Annotated in this window: 8 protein-coding genes; 3 read left to right on the top strand and 5 right to left on the bottom strand. The window is 35.5% G+C overall.

Annotated elements, in window-relative coordinates:
• Positions 1–91 precede the first annotated feature (91 nt).
• Together J3U59_RS02875 and J3U59_RS02870 are read right to left on the bottom strand one after the other, a co-directional pair.
• On the bottom strand, positions 92–1,189 hold the full coding sequence (locus J3U59_RS02875; protein ID WP_267333333.1) for a multifunctional CCA tRNA nucleotidyl transferase/2'3'-cyclic phosphodiesterase/2'nucleotidase/phosphatase: 1,098 nt from the start codon (positions 1,187–1,189) through the stop codon (positions 92–94).
• Positions 1,190–1,801 (bottom strand): TIGR04211 family SH3 domain-containing protein, encoded by a 612-nt coding sequence (locus J3U59_RS02870; protein ID WP_267333332.1) that lies wholly within the window; start codon positions 1,799–1,801, stop codon positions 1,190–1,192.
• Between the two features lie 228 nt (positions 1,802–2,029).
• Here J3U59_RS02870 and J3U59_RS02865 point away from each other — a divergent pair, with 228 nt between their 5' ends.
• Together J3U59_RS02865 and J3U59_RS02860 are read left to right on the top strand one after the other, a co-directional pair.
• Positions 2,030–4,147 (top strand): alpha-galactosidase, encoded by a 2,118-nt coding sequence (locus J3U59_RS02865; protein WP_267333331.1) that lies wholly within the window; start codon positions 2,030–2,032, stop codon positions 4,145–4,147.
• Positions 4,148–4,478: 331 nt separating this feature from the next.
• Positions 4,479–5,483 carry a substrate-binding domain-containing protein gene (locus J3U59_RS02860; protein ID WP_267333330.1) on the top strand — a complete coding sequence of 335 codons (1,005 nt, stop codon included), beginning with the start codon at positions 4,479–4,481 and terminating at the stop codon, positions 5,481–5,483.
• A 154-nt stretch (positions 5,484–5,637) separates the two neighbouring features.
• Here the strand turns inward: J3U59_RS02860 and J3U59_RS02855 are convergent, their stop codons facing one another.
• A complete protein-coding gene (locus J3U59_RS02855) occupies positions 5,638–7,377 on the bottom strand; it encodes a carbohydrate porin (protein WP_267333329.1) in 1,740 nt (579 codons plus the stop codon).
• A 436-nt stretch (positions 7,378–7,813) separates the two neighbouring features.
• Between J3U59_RS02855 and J3U59_RS02850 the strand changes: the two genes are divergently transcribed.
• Positions 7,814–10,903 carry a beta-galactosidase gene (locus J3U59_RS02850; protein ID WP_267333328.1) on the top strand — a complete coding sequence of 1,030 codons (3,090 nt, stop codon included), beginning with the start codon at positions 7,814–7,816 and terminating at the stop codon, positions 10,901–10,903.
• Positions 10,904–11,052: 149 nt separating this feature from the next.
• Here J3U59_RS02850 and recB read toward each other — a convergent pair whose 3' ends face one another.
• Positions 11,053–14,523: an exodeoxyribonuclease V subunit beta gene (recB, locus tag J3U59_RS02845; RefSeq protein WP_267333327.1), complete on the bottom strand. Its 3,471-nt coding sequence runs from the start codon at positions 14,521–14,523 to the stop codon at positions 11,053–11,055.
• Positions 14,502–14,945, bottom strand: a complete 444-nt coding sequence (gene sixA / locus J3U59_RS02840) for a phosphohistidine phosphatase SixA (protein ID WP_267333326.1) — start codon at positions 14,943–14,945, stop codon at positions 14,502–14,504. Before sixA ends, recB begins: the two co-directional genes overlap by 22 nt.
• Positions 14,946–14,956: the final 11 nt, after the last annotated feature.

Here is a 14,956-nt window from a genome sequence, read left to right as displayed (position 1 = left end):
ACTGCGAGGCGCATTATGCTTGTCTTAAGCCAAATCGTCAACCCTTTTTTTTAGATATTTTGAAAAAAAATGACGATTGATTAAGATGCAATCAAATCCAGTTTAATAACGCTTCAATTCGCCTTTTTTGTAATTCATTATAAATAGCTTTACCAACAAAACCATCTGCAATAATATTTTGCACGTTAACACTATTGGCAACATTATAAGCTTCATTTAAGTATTGAGCTTGCAAAAATGGTTCTTGTTTACAATATGCATGGCTTGCAATAATTAATTGTTCAAGGTGTTGGGGATTACGCCAAACGTCAATACTATTTAGTAAATGGATAATCTGCTCTGCCGTCAACTGCTTTATATCTTCAACAGCTTTACCATATTGCTGAACCATAACAGCTATCTTCAAAAAACTTGTAGGTGATTTTATTTTTTGACATAACAATTCAACACTTCGCTTAGTCGGCATCTGGGCACATAATATTGCAAAACGAACCGTTAATAGCGCAGTTAACTCAACAGATCTAGCTAACGCATCAACAACATTTTGTGACAATATTAATTGCGGAAATAACACAGCAAGCGCACCACATTGGTTGAGTACTTGAAAATAAATGTGTGGATGCTGAGTCGATAATGCTTTTTCTGTCTCTTTCCAAATGCGTTCAGGCGTTAAATATGACACCTCGCCAGCATCAACCATTTCTTTCATCAAAATTAACGTTTCTGGCGCTATTTTAAATCCCAAATGGTGATAGCGAGCAGCAAAGCGAGCAATGCGTAATATCCTTAAAGGATCTTCCCGAAAAGCCAAAGATACATGACGTAGTATTTTATTATGGAGATCACTTACACCATTATAAGGATCGACAATATGCCCTTGCTCATCCATCGCTATCGCATTAATTGTTAAGTCGCGACGAATAAGATCTTGCTCTAACGTGATATTTGACCCAAAATCACAAATAAAACCAGTATAACCGTTACCTGACTTTCGTTCAGTACGCGCTAGTGCATATTCTTCTTTAGTAGTAGGATGTAAAAATACAGGAAAATCTTTACCAACTTGTTGGTAACCTAAAGCAAGGAGCTGATCGGGTGTTGCACCAACAACAACCCAATCATGATCGACTACAGGTAATCCTAATAATCTATCCCGAACACTGCCGCCGACAAGATAGATCTTTGACATTTAACGCATCCAACGATCTTTTCTACGGCGTGGCATAATTAATGGTAAAATTAAACCTAAAATTAAGCCTCCACCAGCAACGAGTCCGCCATAGGTGAACCAAGTGATAATTAGATCACGGCGTTTATCATCCACTTGATTGAGCATTGACTCAAGTTGACTATTTTGCTGCTTAAGTTTGTTTTCAAGCTCAGTATTTTTATTTTGTAAAGACTCAATTAAAGTGTTTGCATCTTGCAATTTTTGCACATATTGATTAGCCACATCTTGTTGGGACTGATCGGCATTATCAGCTTTACTTTTGTACTGGACAAGTTCAGATTCGAGAGATGGCAGTCGCTCTTTGCAACTCGGTTGATCGTTAAGTTTACTTGTTTCAATCCATGCAACACTACCATTATTGACTTGAATTTTGGTATATTTACCATCACTATTTTTTTCAAGTTCAATGACTTTTTCGCCCGCTTTTGCTGAATTTGAATAAGCATATTGTGCCCCCGGACCTCGACGCAAGTAAACATCAACATCATCGGTGATATATTTATCTACACCATAAGCGTTAAAAGCACAACTTAAAAAAGAAACGACAGCAATAATATTATGTTTTTTCATGATATTTAATCTATTCACCCAACATTGGTTCATAATAGCATAAAAAATGAATTTTTCGCATAATCATTTCATAATATATCTTACTTGAATGAAGTTAATAACCCTAAAAAATGAAAACGATTACATTTTATGAGATCTTAATCACAAAACAAAAAATTAATAATATCCTTCTAATTAAATTATCATTACTGTATAAGAATTGTTTTAGTAATCAATTTTGGAGAAAACATGAATTACCATCTTGGCAATAATAACTTAGATATAATTTTACGCACGCAACCTTATGCTGAAATCTGTTATTTTGGAAAACGATTACAAAATTTAAATATCAATTCTATCGATATGCTTAACCCTGCCATACCTAATTCACGCCTAGATATTGATGTTCCATTCACACTTTGTCCTGAAGAAGGGTTAGGTAACTTTAGTACACCCGGGCTTGAAGGACATCGGAATGGCAAAGATTGGTCTCCAGTATTTATCACTAAAGAAGTCAAAAAAAACAATAACAATATTACTATTATTAGTGAAGATGATATTGCCAAGCTTCGTTTAACTAGCCAACTCATTTTAGATGAAAGTGGTGTTTTGCAATGTCAAAATAGCCTAACCAATTTAGCAGAGCAGCCTTATCAAGTGAATCGTTTGTCAGTAACCTTACCTATACCTGAACGGGCGCAGGAATTAATGGCATTTAATGGTCGTTGGATTAAAGAATTTTTTCCACATCGCACTAAAATTGAACATTGCGGATACTTACAAGAGAATCGCCGAGGAAGAACTTCACATGAATATTTTCCTGGCATGATTGTCGGTACAAGTGGTTTTAAGGAACAAACAGGAGAAGTATGGGGTATCCATTTAGGTTGGAGCGGAAACCACCGCATACAGGTAGCCGTCAAAAGCAATGGAAAACGTTTTATTCAAGCCGAAGCACTTTACCTGGCGGGCGAAATATCTTTAGCTAAAGGAGAAACAGTAAGTACACCATGGTTATATGCAACCTATAGTGATCAAGGTTTAAATAAAATGAGTCAGCACTTTCATCAATTCTTACGAACCAATATTATTAAGTTTTCTGCTCATAAACCACGCCCTGTTCATCTTAATACTTGGGAAGGCATCTTTTTTGATCATAATCCCGATTATATTATGAAAATGGCAACACAAGCAGCTCAAATAGGTGTTGAACGTTTCATTATTGATGATGGCTGGTTTGGTCATCGCGATGATGACTATCAAGGCTTGGGCGATTGGTATCTTGATGAGCGCAAATATCCAAATGGTTTAGAACCAGTCATTAAACATGTTAAAGACCTTGGTATGGAATTTGGTATCTGGGTTGAACCTGAAATGATTAACAAAAACTCTAATCTATATCGTGCCCATCCTGACTGGCTATTAGAACTTCAAGGTTATCAACAACCTGAAGGTCGTCATCAATATGTACTAGACTTACAAAATCCAAATGTTTTTGACTATTTGCTCGAAAGATTAACCTGGTTACTTGGAAGTTACGACATAGACTACATAAAATGGGATATGAATAGAGAAATCGTACAAGCGGGTCATAATGGTCATCCGGCTATAGTTGGCCAAACTAAAGCTGTTTATCGGTTACTTGATATTTTGCAAAAAAAATTCCCGAATGTCGAAATTGAATCTTGCTCATCTGGCGGTGGTCGCATTGATTATGAAATATTAAAACGTACTCAACGTTTTTGGGCATCGGATTCCAACGATGCATTAGATAGACAAATAATTCAACGGGGCATGAGTTATTTTTTCCCACCAGAAGTAATAGGAGCCCATATTGGTGGAGCGCTATGTCATACCACATATAGGCAAATTGATATGAATTTACGTGGTTTAACTGCACTATTTGGCCATATGGGGGTAGAACTCGATCCTGTAAAAGAATCACAACAAGAAAAACTATCATTTGCTAATTATATAAAATTACATAAACAATTACGTTCATTGCTCCATTCAGGCAATTTTATTCGGTTAGATGTTGATGATAATCAAGCCATGCAAAGTTATGGTGTGGTTAGCCAAGACCAAACCGAGGCCGCTTTTATAATTGCACAACTTATTTTACCGACTTATGCTTTGAGTGGTAATTTACGTTTAGCGGGTTTATTACCAGATAAAGATTATCACATTGAGATTCTTGACATGCCTAATAATATTGATCCTAAAGTGAATGGACATGTCATGAAAGCCCTACCTAATTGGATGGTAAAAAGCACAACGTTATCGGGCGATTGGTTAATGAATATTGGTTTACCCCTACCAGTACTAGATCCTGCAACTGCAATGCTAATCAAGATCACATCGGTATAAATTGTTTAGCAAAGAGGCTTAATTTTTTAGCAATTCAAGAGGGATTTCAACAGCACAAATCCCTCTTAATTAATATATTTAAACTGAATCGATTCGACAAACCAGAGAGCAATTGGCAAAAGCAAAATTTTCTCGTATTATAATGCGTTGGCTCATATATTCAGAGTATTACATACTGAATTCACTTAAAGATTTTAAGTACAGGATTTCTCCCAAACTGCGAGCCCTTTTGCTTGAATCATTGGTAATCTTACGAAACTCTATATGGACAAACATAAAGTATCAAATATGGATATAAATAATTAGTAGTAATCAATTAAAAGGTAGTTTTATGGCGACAATAAAAGATGTTGCACGATTAGCCAAAGTTTCAGTGGCAACAGTATCTCGTGTTATTAATAATGCAAACAATGTTAGCGAAAATACACGTGAAATTGTAAAAAAAACTATGGAAAAATTAAATTACTATCCTGATGCCAATGCTCGCGCGTTATCCCAACAAAATTCAAATACCATAGGCATTGTTGTTGCCGATGTTTCCGACCCTTTTTTTGGTGAGATGGTAAGTACCGTTGACAAAGTAGCTCATCGAACAGGTAATTTTTTATTAATTGGAAATGGCTATCATCAACATGATCAAGAATATAATGCAATAACGCAACTTATCGAACATCGCTGTTCATCATTAGTTGTTCATGCTAAGGTTTTGCCCGACAGTATATTAAAAAAATTAATGCAGCAAGTGCCAGGAATGGTATTAATCAATCGGGTAGTGAGCGGCTTTGAAAAACGGTGTATTGCACTCGACGATCGTTATGGTTCTTATTTAGCGGTGAAGCATTTAATTCAACATGGCCATCTTAAAATTGGTTATTTATGTTCAAACCATGATATCTCGGATGCATCTGACCGTTTGCAAGGCTATAAAGATGCTTTAGCTGAATATAATATAGAGCTTGATGAAAAACTTATAGCTTTTGCCTCACCTAACGAAGTCGGTGGCGAACAAGCTATGATGACATTACTCGAACGCAATCGTCAAATTACCGCTATAGCTTGTTATAATGACTCTATGGCCGCTGGTGCAATGTCAGTGTTGTATGATAATGATATAAAAATTCCAACCGAGATTTCTATTATAGGTTTTGATGATTTACTTCTTGCTCGCTACTTGCACCCTAAATTAACAACTATCCGTTATCCATTACAAACGATGGCAGAACAAGCGGCTGAATTAGCATTAAAACTTGCTAAAGGTGAAGCGCCACCCGCTAATTTAGTTAATATATTTATACCTACGCTAACTAAACGTTATTCTGTCAATTTGATCAAATAACATGATTATTAACAACCAATAACATCTTAGTTTATCAACACTATCAAAAATAGAGGATAATCACCACTTATCTGAGCTTACTTAATGATTTTTGATGCATACTATTAGCTCAGATAATCGTATTGTATTATCCCTCTCGATTAAAAGATATTAGCTAAAACCAAACCTCTGTTTGTACCCCAAAACTAATTTGGTGATGCTTACCATTAAAATCAAACTTACTAATATCATTTTGCAATGATTCAATATATGAAACATAAAAACGAATATCAGGTCTAGAAGATAAAATACTTTGTCCGACTTTGAAAGAATGATAAAGCGTTGTTTTATAGCCTTCCTCAACGTAAGTTTGACTATTAGCTTTATTTTTCTGTCTAAAATAGCCAAGCTCAACACCACTCTGGTTATAGGTATCCCATATATATGCAGGTCTTACCGCTGATTTAAAACTAGAAAAATTGGTATGAGCACGATGGAGATCATAAGAATAAACATCATTACCCGTAGTTAGTGCCAATGCATGGGCAACAATAACATTATCGGCTAAATAAGCTTCACCTTCAGAAACCAAGCGATAAGCTTTACCACCAGTATGTTCACCAATATAATCATTATCAGCATTAGCTGCAAACTCTGGATTATTAGTATTGATGTTGGCTAATTGTGAAGCAACCGAATTTGTCGCTGCTTGTAGTGTAAACTGATTGAATCCAGCAAAAAATTCATTCTGACGTAATACAAAACTACCAAGCCATGCATTTTTGACTTCTACATTGCCTTGAATTTTGGATTTATTCGGTGCTGAATAACGTGCATTTATGCCAAACAGCGCATCTTTCCACAATGGAATGTTATGATAACGTAATTCGATTTCATTAAGATCAACGTCCTCTTTTTTATGCCTAGTAATCTGATTGCCATTTTCATCAATACCAACCACATCAGCTTTTTTACTTTTTACATTCACATCAGCTCGAACTAAAGCTAAATCAAGTACACCAATACCAACGGCAAGATTTTCAATCCCTACCCCACCACCAGCAGGTGTTTTTTGCGTTTTCCAGTCAAGCATCTGAATTTCGTTGTAAGGTAAAGAGTGCTTACCAATCCATAATGTTGCATCAGGGAAACGAGGCACAAATCCTTTAGTAGCTAAATAAATATCAGAGAATTGCATAATATTATCATCTTGGGTATTAAATAAACCCGCTGCCTTATTGGTTGCCACATTCCCATCAATCATGACAATAGCATCGACTCTACGCCCATCTTGATCATAAACTTTTTGTTTAAAAATAAGATCATACCAACCGCCATATTCATTACCGAATCGACCTAACGCACCTTCAGCATAGTTTTTAGGTTTACCATTATTCGATGTTGACCATCCACCACGGAAATAACCGTTATAAGAAAATCCAATTTCATCTTTAATATAATCTTTAAATTCAGATAGAGTAAAAGATTTTTTTGCAGAACCATCTTCGTCTGATGCAGAAGAAGTTTTAACATCATTAACTAACACAATTTGATTATCACTTACGCTATTATTGACATTAATTTGTGGTGAACGAGCCGATTTTTTAGAATTGGTGAGTGATGCTGTCTGATTTTTTAATTGTTTTTGTTGATTGTTAATAACGACTTGTTGTTTTTGAATATTATTATTTAATTGAGCAATTTGCTTTTTTGACTCAACAAGTTGCTTTTTTAAATCCGCTGAGTCTTTACTGATCTCTAGTAACTTCTGTTCTAAAATTGTTATCCTTGCTTCTAACTCTTCTGACGTTGCAGCCATAACATTTGGCAAATAGCATAAACTTAACATCGTAATTAACGCAATTTGTTTTAGTTTGGCTATGACTTTTACAACCTTATTTGTTAAATATTTCATATTTACCTACTCATTATTTTATAAAACATAATGAAGCCTCGTAAATTCGAGGCAAAAAAAAACCTAAAGAATAGCTATTTATGGCTATTCTTTAGGTTTTGCCCGTTACACAGCGGTAACAATCCTTTGAAGAATAATTATCGTTTTTTAATATAACAAATAAAAATAGTGATAAATAAATTAAATGTCTAAGCTGTGACCTATATCACAGTAATAGTTATCTATTTATATACAAAAAGGGATGTAATCGAAAATCACAAATAAAAAAAATAAACCAATCTAGCCATTTAGAAAAAAGATGTATTCGGTTACATAAATGTTATCTAGATCACTGTTTTAAATTACCCGTTACTTATAATTTATAACAATTAATGCTCATGTCATTAACTACAATAAATAAAAAATAGTGGTTAACGGAACAGTAAATGGAGAGTATATGACCCCTTCTTTCAATGAAATAATTAACCGCCATGATTGGAATAACTTATCTGTGTTAAGTCTGAATAGACTCGATACACATGCTAAATTTCACAGTTGGCGAGATAAACAGAGCGCTAAAAACAATCTGAATTCAGACACCACTATGTCACTAAATGGCGATTGGTTTTTTAGCTATTACAATAGCCCAAATCAAGTACCAGAATCATGGTTAAAAAAAGAGTTAGACAAAACAACTATTCCTGTTCCGTCTAATTGGCAATTGCAGGGTTATGATAAACCGGTTTATACCAATATACGTTATCCTTTTCCTTATAATCCACCTTTTTTACCGGAACAAAATCCCACAGGCTGTTATTCTCGCTATGTCAATATCACTCAACAATGGCTGGCACAAGGAAATACCAGAATTATATTCGATGGTGTCAGCTCAGCGTTTCATCTTTGGTGTAATGGTCAATGGGTTGGCTACTCTCAAGATAGTCGTATTGCGGCAGAATTTGATTTAACACCTTTTTTAAAGGTCGGTGAAAATCGCATTGCGGTATTAGTATTAAAGTGGTGCGATGGTAGTTATCTTGAAGATCAAGATATGTGGCGATTAAGTGGTATTTTTCGCCAAGTCTGGTTATTAAATAAACCGAAATCACATTTACGAGACATAAAAATTCACACCCAACTCGATGCACTTTATCAAAATGCCACGCTTTCACTACAGATTGATGTCAATCTTGATGACAACAAAGATTTATTCAATGTTGATATTGAATTATGGCAACAAAATAAATTAATAACTAAGCATTCTCAAAGCATTGGTACTGATGCTGTTGACGAAAAAGGCGGATATCACGATCGCTTAGACTGCCATATACCAGTCACCAGCCCCAAATTATGGAGCGCGGAAACGCCGAATCTTTATCGTGTGGTTATCAGTTTATACCATAAACAAACAGGGTTGATAGAATCAGAAGCCTACAATGTCGGTTTTCGGACAGTTGAAATCAAACATGGTCAGCTTTGCTTAAATGGTAAAGCTCTACTCATAAAAGGGACAAACCGACATGAATTCTATCCAGATATGGGGTATGCCGTCACTGAACAAGCGATGTTGCATGATATAAAACTCATCAAACAACACAATTTTAATGCAGTTAGATGTAGTCATTATCCTAATGATCCAAGATGGTATGAACTTTGTGACCAATATGGGCTGTATTTAGTGGATGAAGCCAATATTGAGTCGCATGGTATGTTTCCTATGTCCCGTTTATCGGATGATCCTCGTTGGTTTGCAGCATATAGCGAACGCGTCACGCGCATGGTACAACGTGATCGAAATCATCCCTCAATTATAATCTGGTCATTAGGAAATGAATCTGGTCATGGTGCTAATCACGATGCACTTTATGCTTGGATTAAAAGCAATGATCCAACGCGACCTGTACAATACGAAGGGGGTGGTGCGAATACAGCTGCTACCGATATCATTTGCCCAATGTATGCACGTGTTGAGCAAGATCAACCGCATCCAACGGTACCTAAATGGGCAATAACAAAATGGATTTCAATGCCTGATGAACACAGGCCTCTTATTTTATGTGAATATGCGCATGCCATGGGTAATAGTTTAGGTGCGTTTTATAAGTATTGGCAAGCATTTAGGCAATACCCTCGTTTACAAGGCGGATTTATTTGGGAATGGGCAGATCATGGTATTCGCTGTCAAACTCAAACGGGGGAAAGTTATTGGGCCTATGGCGGGGATTTTGGTGAAGCATATCACGATAGACAATTTTGCTTAGATGGATTAGTGTTCCCCGACCGCAATGCTCATCCTAGTTTAATCGAAGCTAAGAAATTACAGCAACCTTATCAATTTAAGCTAATAAGTCAAAAACCATTAGTAATTGAGATAACCAGCGAGTATTTATTTTATCATACCAATCATGAGGTTTTACAATGGGAGTTATTAGTCGAGGGTAAAAAACAAAAATACAGCAAAACCAAACTGGACATTAAAGCCAATAGCACAATAAAAATGGTTTTGTGTGATGATGTCGGTAATGATTTTAACTGTGAAGATTTGCATTTATCAGTCAAAATTATTCAAAGCAAAACCACGCCATGGTCTGCTGCTGGGCACCTAGTCGCATGGGAACAGTGGAAGTTAACCAACACTTTTATTCCATTACTGACTATTAATCAAGATAAAAGTTCGCTTAAGTTAACCGAAAATCAGGATAATTATGTCATAAATTATAAAAATCAACGTTGGCAATTGAATAAAGCATCGGGTCAATTAGAACAATGGTTTAAAGGAAACAAACCGTTATTAGCTTCAGCTTTTACCGATCAATTTATTCGTGCACCAATTGATAATGATATAGGTATCAGTGGTGATTTTGATAGCAATAATAATCCTTTTGCTTGGGTTGAGCAGTGGAAAGCGGCGGGTTATTATGACCTAAAACACCAATGTTTTGGGATAAAAGTGGCCGAATCTTCTGATAAAATTATTATCGAAGTGCTTCATGGATATGTTGTAAAAAATAAAAAAGCCATTCAAAGTAAATGGTTATACCAATTTGATCAGCAAGGACAACTAACCTTATCTGTACAAATTGATATTGCGAATAATATGCCACCACCTGCACGTATAGGGTTAACATTTCAATTAAAACAGGTACCAAAACAGGTAAAATGGTTAGGATTAGGTCCACACGAAAATTATCCAGATCGTAAAACATCGGCAATCTTTAGTGACTGGTGTTTACCTTTTTCCCAACTCTACACGCCTTATATTTTTCCTTGTGAAAATGGTTTACGTTGCGATGTAAAAAAATTACAACTCAATCAATTAACCATTACGGGTCATCAATTTAAATTTAATATTAATCAATATGGTACAAAACAGTTAATGGAAACATCACATCGACATCTATTGCAACCACAAGACAGCGCTTATGTCAGTATTGATGCATTTCATATGGGAATTGGTGGCGATGATTCTTGGACACCTAATGTCCATAAAGAATTTTTATTAACCGAAAAGTATTACAGTTATCAATTGGTTTTTAAATGCTCATAAAATTAAACGGTTACCTACCAATAATTAATACAGAAGGTAGTAGTCGATACCTTCTGTATTTCGGTTTAGATAACAACATGCCAACAAAAAAATCTGCAAAATTTAACGCCAAAAAATAGCTCAAACCATCAAGTGCTAAGATTAACGGATTAAATATTGTACTTATTATCCCCGTCAAATAACTGATCAAGTTGCTCTATGAACTGTTTTGCTGGTTGGCAATAAAAAATCCCGTATTCGGGCATACCCCGTAAGAAAAGATAATACACCCCACCAAAATGGTCTTGATATTGATAATTGACTAAACGACTTTTTAAAAATCGATGTAATGCTAAACAATAGAGTTGATATTGTAATTCATAACGATGTTCACACATTACCTGCTCTAATGCGGGCTTTTGATAATAAGCAGCAGAATCACCTAACCAATTCGATTTATAATCAACAATATAATATTTACCTTCAAATTCAAACACTAAATCAATAAACCCTTTCAACATACCTTGTACTGTTTCAAAATCTAATTCTGGGCATTGTTTAGATAAAGGGTCATATTGTTTACACAAAGAGTCCAATTGCAAGCTAGACACGGCTTGACGAATAGGTAAATAAAATTGAAGCTCGTGAATACATTTTCCACTTAATATTTGCGCTAATGTAAGCCCTTGCTGATTAATTTTTGTGCTAAGCACCTGTTGCATCCAATCACTTACAACATCGATCCAGATTGCGTCTAAATTGAGTTTTTTTACCATTTCATCGCATAATTGAGCAACATTATTCCCTGCAACATTTTCCATCATTGTATGCATAAGCGTACCAACATAAGCTCCTTTTGGAAAATGATGAATATCATATAATTGCACTAACTGTTGCGCTTGATTATCTGATTGAGATTCATCCCAATCATCGAAGATAGCATAATTCAATATTGAACTACCATTATGCTTTTGAAGTTCAGTATAACTTGTCACACGCCAACAACTCGAAAGCTTTCGCTTAAATACACTTGCAAACAAGGTGCTATTTGATGTTTTTGGTGAAATATACTGTTCACCGACTATAGGTAATTCAACCTCAATTAAATTTGAAAATTTGGCTATCGATTTTAAATCATCATTTAAAAGATAATTAATCGCTGATTGATTTTTTTTCAAAGAAGCTAAACCAATACTACAATGATAAACAGAGCGAGTCATTGCCACGTACAGCAATCGTAAATCTTCTGCCAGATGTTCATCTTCAATTTGTTGTTTAATTTCATCAGTTAACGACCACGCATAGCTTGGCTGATAATCATTATGTTTATCGTGATAAAATTGGCTATTAGCAGGGCGATATTTAGCCGCAAATGGCAACCAAACTATTGGAAACTCTAACCCTTTAGATTTATGTATCGTGATAATTTTGACCAAATTTTCATCACTTTCTAAACGTTGTTCATGATTGTCTAAATTCAAATCGGGATTGACTATTTGTTTAGTCAACCAACGAACTAAAGCCGGTAAACTATCTAACTCATCCGCGGCGGCTTGTAATAATTCCCCTAAATGCATGAAGTTAGTCAATATTCGTTCGCCATTCTGGCAAGCTAAAAGATTTTCGGCTAAGTGTCGCCGTTTCATCAAACGACGTAACATCACTAATACCCCATAGTGTTGCCAAATAATCTGATATTGTTTAAATTCCTCTACTAAATTTTCCCACTGATCTTGATCATCAATCAATTGCTCAAGTTCTGCCATGGTTTGACCTAATAACCTAGTCATTAGCGCTAAACGTAATGCTGCTTCATTTTCTGGCATGAGTACGGCTTGCAATACAGAAAGCACATCCTGTGCTTCGGTTGACGAAAAGACGCTATTTCGATTGGATAAATAAACGCTTTTAACCCCATAAATCGCCAGTTTTTGTTGAATTATTTCAGCCTCTTGTCCGGTGCGCACTAAAATTGCAATATCGCTAGTTGCCACAGGGCGTTTGCCATCTTTATCACAGATGAATATTGAACTATCCGTTAACCATGAAACAATTTCTTTAGCACAACAAATCGCCATATGTTCTTGATAATCTGTAATAGTTGTTATAGTTTCAGGTAATAAATAAGCCGTTAAGGCATTTGCCTCTTGATCATTGATTATCAACGTTTTTTGATTATTTCTTGTTGCACTTTCCATAGGTAAAAAGGGAATGCGATCAAAAATAAAAGGATGGTGACGATTAGCGAATAACTGATTTACAGCCTTTACCATTTCAGAAGAAGATCGGTGATTAACATACATGGTAAAATTATTTTCGCCTGCCGACTGTTTTGCTTTTAAATACGTAAATATATCAGCGCCACGAAAGCTATAAATTGCTTGTTTGGGATCACCAATAAACAATAAACCTGTATCTACTCGCTGCTTATTATAAATAAGATCAAATATTTGATATTGTGCGGGATCGGTATCTTGAAATTCATCGATTAAAGCAACACAATATTTTTTTGCAATACTTTGTGCTAATCGATGACCATTTTTGGCCTGCAAGGCCCGATTAAGTTGCCAAATTAGATCGTTAAAACTCATCTCGGCACGTTTAATCTTCTGATAATAAATGCCTTTTTGTATAATTTTAACAATATGCATCAAAATTTCGTTGCGTAAATCAAGTTGGCTTGTATAAAGTTGTGCTATTTGCTCAAAAACTAAATGTCGTGGAGCCGTCTTATCGGTTTTCGTTTTTTCAATTAATACCGCTTGACTAAACTTTTCCAGTTCAGCGGGTAACTTAAACGTCGTTGTCGGTGTTTGGCACCAAGCCGAAACTTTGGCAATCCAATTAGGTAAATAACGATTACTATAAGATTGTTTACTGACGCCTGACTGAATAATGATATCGGTTAATTCATTTACTGATTCTAACCAAGCCTGTTTTAACATTTCGATTTTGTAAAAATTACGCTGATAAAAATCATTAATAATATTCACAAGATCGATATTGTCATCTGTGTTTTGGCTAAAATCAAAACTCAAATAAGGTTTAATACTTGCTAATAAGGCATCTGGATCTTGCCAAGTTGCAAAAACTATCTGAGCAAGTGGTTTATTTAAGGGAATAAAATAATGACGCCAAAAATCTTGGGTAACTTGTAAGTGTAATTGCTGCTCATCAGTAATTAATTTTTGTTCAAAAAGTACACCCGATTCAAATGCATGACTAGTCAATATTCGCTGACAAAAACTATGGATGGTATAAATAGCCGCATCATCCATTGATTGTTGGGCTTCAGTGAGTTTTTGAATCGCAGCTTGACGGTCATCAATTAATTCAATCAATTGTTGATATATCGGATCTGAATGGTTACCTTGCAGTAATCCTGTTCTTAGTTCTTGTATAGTTGCTCTAATGCGTGAACGCAGCTCTTGCGTTGCCGCTTTAGTAAAGGTGACAACTAAAATTTGATTAATACTCAGTGGGTTAGGATAACTGTTTTTGCCTATGCCTAATAACAATCGCAAATAGATAAAGGCAAGTGAATAGGTTTTACCTGTTCCGGCCGAGGCTTCAATTAAGGTACGTCCGGTTAACGGTAAATCAAAAAGATTAAGTTTTTTTACTCCGCTTGATGAAACCATTCAAGATTTCCTGCGGTGCCAATTGAGTAGTTAATACATGCAATTGCAGCTGTTGGAAACATCGGTGGCGAAATATGAGGGCAAAGCTCATTGACTAAATAGCCGACTAATGGAAGGTGTGAAACTATAATCACTTGCTTAACATCTTGGGGTATAAGGGTCATTAAAAAATCAGCAATTGAAGCAGCACTTCCACCTGGAACCAAAAGCTTTTCTGTTTTTACTTTTGAAATAGGAATATAAGAGGATAGTTGAGCAAACGTTTGCTCTGCTCGTAAATATGGACTCACTAAACCTAAGTCAAATTTAAAATGTTGCTGTTGAAGCCATTGACCGGCTTGATTCGCTTGTTCAATGCCATAAGCAGTAAGTGGTCGACTTGCATCAGATGAAGCAGAAAATCCTGCTTCACCATGTCTCATAATACAAATTT

Source organism: Gilliamella sp. B3783 (assembly GCF_026536125.1).
GTDB lineage: Bacteria > Pseudomonadota > Gammaproteobacteria > Enterobacterales > Orbaceae > Gilliamella.
This window is presented reverse-complemented; position numbering and strand designations above follow the sequence as displayed.

What these genes read in the sequence shown, in the direction of transcription:
- J3U59_RS02875 (WP_267333333.1), bottom strand. Translation starts at nt 1,189, where the DNA reads ATGTCAAAGATCTATCTTGTCGGCGGCAGTGTTCGGGATAGATTATTA.
- J3U59_RS02870 (WP_267333332.1), bottom strand. Translation starts at nt 1,801, where the DNA reads ATGAAAAAACATAATATTATTGCTGTCGTTTCTTTTTTAAGTTGTGCT.
- J3U59_RS02865 (WP_267333331.1), top strand. Translation starts at nt 2,030, where the DNA reads ATGAATTACCATCTTGGCAATAATAACTTAGATATAATTTTACGCACG.
- J3U59_RS02860 (WP_267333330.1), top strand. Translation starts at nt 4,479, where the DNA reads ATGGCGACAATAAAAGATGTTGCACGATTAGCCAAAGTTTCAGTGGCA.
- J3U59_RS02855 (WP_267333329.1), bottom strand. Translation starts at nt 7,377, where the DNA reads ATGAAATATTTAACAAATAAGGTTGTAAAAGTCATAGCCAAACTAAAA.
- J3U59_RS02850 (WP_267333328.1), top strand. Translation starts at nt 7,814, where the DNA reads ATGACCCCTTCTTTCAATGAAATAATTAACCGCCATGATTGGAATAAC.
- recB (WP_267333327.1), bottom strand. Translation starts at nt 14,523, where the DNA reads ATGGTTTCATCAAGCGGAGTAAAAAAACTTAATCTTTTTGATTTACCG.
- sixA (WP_267333326.1), bottom strand. Translation starts at nt 14,945, where the DNA reads ATGAGACATGGTGAAGCAGGATTTTCTGCTTCATCTGATGCAAGTCGA.